The following is a 5,705-nucleotide window of genomic DNA, read 5'->3' as shown; positions in this document are numbered from 1 at the left end:
AAAAACAATGAAAACAACACTTGCTAAATTTAAAGAATGCATGGTATATTATTAAACGTCGCTGATGAACAGCAGACAACAACAAAAAGCTTCGGAAACAACTTAAAAAAAGTTGTTGACATAAAAGAAGCTGAGTGGTAAGATAATAAAGTTGCTTCAACAAGCGGTAATGATCTTTGAAAACTAAACAAGACAAAACGTACCTGTTAATTCAAAGTTTTAAATAAATCGCACAGCGATGTGCGTAGTCAGTCAAACTACTTTATCGGAGAGTTTGATCCTGGCTCAGGACGAACGCTGGCGGCGTGCCTAATACATGCAAGTCGAGCGGACAGATGGGAGCTTGCTCCCTGATGTTAGCGGCGGACGGGTGAGTAACACGTGGGTAACCTGCCTGTAAGACTGGGATAACTCCGGGAAACCGGGGCTAATACCGGATGCTTGTTTGAACCGCATGGTTCAGACATAAAAGGTGGCTTCGGCTACCACTTACAGATGGACCCGCGGCGCATTAGCTAGTTGGTGAGGTAACGGCTCACCAAGGCAACGATGCGTAGCCGACCTGAGAGGGTGATCGGCCACACTGGGACTGAGACACGGCCCAGACTCCTACGGGAGGCAGCAGTAGGGAATCTTCCGCAATGGACGAAAGTCTGACGGAGCAACGCCGCGTGAGTGATGAAGGTTTTCGGATCGTAAAGCTCTGTTGTTAGGGAAGAACAAGTGCCGTTCAAATAGGGCGGCACCTTGACGGTACCTAACCAGAAAGCCACGGCTAACTACGTGCCAGCAGCCGCGGTAATACGTAGGTGGCAAGCGTTGTCCGGAATTATTGGGCGTAAAGGGCTCGCAGGCGGTTTCTTAAGTCTGATGTGAAAGCCCCCGGCTCAACCGGGGAGGGTCATTGGAAACTGGGGAACTTGAGTGCAGAAGAGGAGAGTGGAATTCCACGTGTAGCGGTGAAATGCGTAGAGATGTGGAGGAACACCAGTGGCGAAGGCGACTCTCTGGTCTGTAACTGACGCTGAGGAGCGAAAGCGTGGGGAGCGAACAGGATTAGATACCCTGGTAGTCCACGCCGTAAACGATGAGTGCTAAGTGTTAGGGGGTTTCCGCCCCTTAGTGCTGCAGCTAACGCATTAAGCACTCCGCCTGGGGAGTACGGTCGCAAGACTGAAACTCAAAGGAATTGACGGGGGCCCGCACAAGCGGTGGAGCATGTGGTTTAATTCGAAGCAACGCGAAGAACCTTACCAGGTCTTGACATCCTCTGACAATCCTAGAGATAGGACGTCCCCTTCGGGGGCAGAGTGACAGGTGGTGCATGGTTGTCGTCAGCTCGTGTCGTGAGATGTTGGGTTAAGTCCCGCAACGAGCGCAACCCTTGATCTTAGTTGCCAGCATTCAGTTGGGCACTCTAAGGTGACTGCCGGTGACAAACCGGAGGAAGGTGGGGATGACGTCAAATCATCATGCCCCTTATGACCTGGGCTACACACGTGCTACAATGGACAGAACAAAGGGCAGCGAAACCGCGAGGTTAAGCCAATCCCACAAATCTGTTCTCAGTTCGGATCGCAGTCTGCAACTCGACTGCGTGAAGCTGGAATCGCTAGTAATCGCGGATCAGCATGCCGCGGTGAATACGTTCCCGGGCCTTGTACACACCGCCCGTCACACCACGAGAGTTTGTAACACCCGAAGTCGGTGAGGTAACCTTTTAGGAGCCAGCCGCCGAAGGTGGGACAGATGATTGGGGTGAAGTCGTAACAAGGTAGCCGTATCGGAAGGTGCGGCTGGATCACCTCCTTTCTAAGGATTTTAACGGAATATAAGACCTTGGGTCTTATAAACAGAACGTTCCCTGTCTTGTTTAGTTTTGAAGGATCATTCGATTCTTCGAGATGTTGTTCTTTGAAAACTAGATAACAGAAGTAATTCACATTCAATTAGTAATGCAAGATATCACGTAGTGATTCTTTTTAACGGTTAAGTTAGAAAGGGCGCACGGTGGATGCCTTGGCACTAGGAGCCGATGAAGGACGGGACGAACACCGATATGCTTCGGGGAGCTGTAAGCAAGCTTTGATCCGGAGATTTCCGAATGGGGAAACCCACCACTCGTAATGGAGTGGTATCCATATCTGAATACATAGGATATGAGAAGGCAGACCCGGGGAACTGAAACATCTAAGTACCCGGAGGAAGAGAAAGCAAATGCGATTCCCTGAGTAGCGGCGAGCGAAACGGGACCAGCCCAAACCAAGAGGCTTGCCTCTTGGGGTTGTAGGACACTCTGTACGGAGTTACAAAGGAACGAGGTAGATGAAGAGGTCTGGAAAGGCCCGCCATAGGAGGTAACAGCCCTGTAGTCAAAACTTCGTTCTCTCCTGAGTGGATCCTGAGTACGGCGGAACACGTGAAATTCCGTCGGAATCCGGGAGGACCATCTCCCAAGGCTAAATACTCCCTAGTGACCGATAGTGAACCAGTACCGTGAGGGAAAGGTGAAAAGCACCCCGGAAGGGGAGTGAAAGAGATCCTGAAACCGTGTGCCTACAAGTAGTCAGAGCCCGTTAACGGGTGATGGCGTGCCTTTTGTAGAATGAACCGGCGAGTTACGATCCCGTGCAAGGTTAAGCAGAAGATGCGGAGCCGCAGCGAAAGCGAGTCTGAATAGGGCGAATTGAGTACGTGGTCGTAGACCCGAAACCAGGTGATCTACCCATGTCCAGGGTGAAGTTCAGGTAACACTGAATGGAGGCCCGAACCCACGCACGTTGAAAAGTGCGGGGATGAGGTGTGGGTAGGGGTGAAATGCCAATCGAACCTGGAGATAGCTGGTTCTCTCCGAAATAGCTTTAGGGCTAGCCTCAAGGTAAGAGTCTCGGAGGTAGAGCACTGATTGGACTAGGGGCCCCTACCGGGTTACCGAATTCAGTCAAACTCCGAATGCCGATGACTTATCCTTGGGAGTCAGACTGCGAGTGATAAGATCCGTAGTCGAAAGGGAAACAGCCCAGACCGCCAGCTAAGGTCCCAAAGTATACGTTAAGTGGAAAAGGATGTGGAGTTGCTTAGACAACCAGGATGTTGGCTTAGAAGCAGCCACCATTTAAAGAGTGCGTAATAGCTCACTGGTCGAGTGACTCTGCGCCGAAAATGTACCGGGGCTAAACGTATCACCGAAGCTGCGGACTGTTCTTCGAACAGTGGTAGGAGAGCGTTCTAAGGGCTGTGAAGCAAGACCGGAAGGACTTGTGGAGCGCTTAGAAGTGAGAATGCCGGTATGAGTAGCGAAAGAGGGGTGAGAATCCCCTCCACCGAATGCCTAAGGTTTCCTGAGGAAGGCTCGTCCGCTCAGGGTTAGTCGGGACCTAAGCCGAGGCCGAAAGGCGTAGGCGATGGATAACAGGTTGATATTCCTGTACCACCTCCTCACCATTTGAGCAATGGGGGGACGCAGGAGGATAGGGTAAGCGCGGTATTGGATATCCGCGTCCAAGCAGTTAGGCTGGGAAATAGGCAAATCCGTTTCCCGTGAAGGCTGAGCTGTGATGGCGAGCGAATTATAGTAGCGAAGTTCCTGATTCCACACTGCCAAGAAAAGCCTCTAGCGAGGTGAGAGGTGCCCGTACCGCAAACCGACACAGGTAGGCGAGGAGAGAATCCTAAGGTGATCGAGAGAACTCTCGTTAAGGAACTCGGCAAAATGACCCCGTAACTTCGGGAGAAGGGGTGCTCTGTTAGGGTGCAAGCCCGAGAGAGCCGCAGTGAATAGGCCCAGGCGACTGTTTAGCAAAAACACAGGTCTCTGCGAAGCCGTAAGGCGAAGTATAGGGGCTGACGCCTGCCCGGTGCTGGAAGGTTAAGAGGAGCGCTTAGCGTAAGCGAAGGTGCGAATTGAAGCCCCAGTAAACGGCGGCCGTAACTATAACGGTCCTAAGGTAGCGAAATTCCTTGTCGGGTAAGTTCCGACCCGCACGAAAGGCGCAACGATCTGGGCACTGTCTCAACGAGAGACTCGGTGAAATTATAGTACCTGTGAAGATGCAGGTTACCCGCGACAGGACGGAAAGACCCCGTGGAGCTTTACTGCAGCCTGATATTGAATGTTGGTACAGCTTGTACAGGATAGGTAGGAGCCTTGGAAACCGGAGCGCCAGCTTCGGTGGAGGCATCGGTGGGATACTACCCTGGCTGTATTGACCTTCTAACCCGCCGCCCTTATCGGGCGGGGAGACAGTGTCAGGTGGGCAGTTTGACTGGGGCGGTCGCCTCCTAAAAGGTAACGGAGGCGCCCAAAGGTTCCCTCAGAATGGTTGGAAATCATTCGCAGAGTGTAAAGGCACAAGGGAGCTTGACTGCGAGACCTACAAGTCGAGCAGGGACGAAAGTCGGGCTTAGTGATCCGGTGGTTCCGCATGGAAGGGCCATCGCTCAACGGATAAAAGCTACCCCGGGGATAACAGGCTTATCTCCCCCAAGAGTCCACATCGACGGGGAGGTTTGGCACCTCGATGTCGGCTCATCGCATCCTGGGGCTGTAGTCGGTCCCAAGGGTTGGGCTGTTCGCCCATTAAAGCGGTACGCGAGCTGGGTTCAGAACGTCGTGAGACAGTTCGGTCCCTATCCGTCGCGGGCGCAGGAAATTTGAGAGGAGCTGTCCTTAGTACGAGAGGACCGGGATGGACGCACCGCTGGTGTACCAGTTGTTCTGCCAAGGGCATCGCTGGGTAGCTATGTGCGGACGGGATAAGTGCTGAAAGCATCTAAGCATGAAGCCCCCCTCAAGATGAGATTTCCCATTCCGCAAGGAAGTAAGATCCCTGAAAGATGATCAGGTTGATAGGTCTGAGGTGGAAGTGTGGCGACACATGGAGCTGACAGATACTAATCGATCGAGGACTTAACCAATTTGAATGTATGCTTACTGTTATCTAGTTTTGAGAGAACACTCTCAATGGTTTGGTGGCGATAGCGAAGAGGTCACACCCGTTCCCATACCGAACACGGAAGTTAAGCTCTTCAGCGCCGATGGTAGTCGGGGGTTTCCCCCTGTGAGAGTAGGACGCCGCCAAGCTATCATTACGGTAAAGGCAGCTCATCATGAGCTGCCTTTTTTGTGTTTTTTTGCATACGTTATATAATATGAGAAACGTAACGATATGCCTTTTTGCAAAAGCAGGTTTTATGCTTGTGCAAAGTGGAAATAATAGAGATAGAGCGATACAGTTGAAAAATTTTGCGAAACACCTTATAGTAAGATTAAAGTCAAATATAGTCAAAGTCAATAAAGGAGGGGGTTGAGTGGGACATAATATTTCTGACATCATTGAACAGTACTTGAAACAAGTATTAGATCAAAATGGCAAAGAAATTTTAGAGATCAAACGCAGTGAAATCGCTGATAAATTTCAATGTGTTCCTTCCCAAATAAATTATGTCATCAACACCAGATTTACAAGTGAAAGAGGATATATTGTTGAAAGTAAACGGGGAGGCGGCGGTTATATTCGTATTATCAAAATTAAAATGAATAACGAAGTCGTCCTCATCAATAATATTATTTCGCAGATTCATACCCACTTGTCCCAGGCAGCCTCTGATGACATTATTCTCAGACTGTTAGAGGACGGAGTTATTTCGGAAAGAGAAGCTAAAATGATGGTGAGTGTAATGGATCGTTCAGTTCTATATATTGA

At 50.5% G+C, this 5,705-nt stretch carries 1 protein-coding gene and 3 rRNA genes; all 4 read left to right on the top strand.

The genetic code is table 11. From position 1 onward, the window contains the following. Window positions 1-262 precede the first annotated feature (262 nt). A 16S ribosomal RNA gene (locus ACFU9A_RS21720) occupies window positions 263-1,812 on the top strand. 175 nt (window positions 1,813-1,987) lie between these two features. After that, window positions 1,988-4,917, top strand: a 23S ribosomal RNA gene (locus ACFU9A_RS21715). 50 nt (window positions 4,918-4,967) lie between these two features. Further along, a 5S ribosomal RNA gene (rrf, locus tag ACFU9A_RS21710) occupies window positions 4,968-5,083 on the top strand. The 16S, 23S and 5S rRNA genes sit together here, the layout of an rRNA operon. A gap of 227 nt (window positions 5,084-5,310) precedes the next feature. Beyond that, window positions 5,311-5,705, top strand: a 395-nt coding sequence (gene ctsR, locus ACFU9A_RS21705; protein WP_430577391.1) for a transcriptional regulator CtsR, incomplete at its 3' end; no start/stop codon positions are given.

Origin of the sequence: Isoptericola sp. NPDC057653, assembly GCF_042799955.1 — a bacterium.
Lineage (GTDB): Bacteria > Actinomycetota > Actinomycetes > Actinomycetales > Cellulomonadaceae > Isoptericola.
The sequence above is the reverse complement of the archived record's forward strand: the minus strand, read 5'-3'. Positions and strand labels throughout refer to the sequence as shown.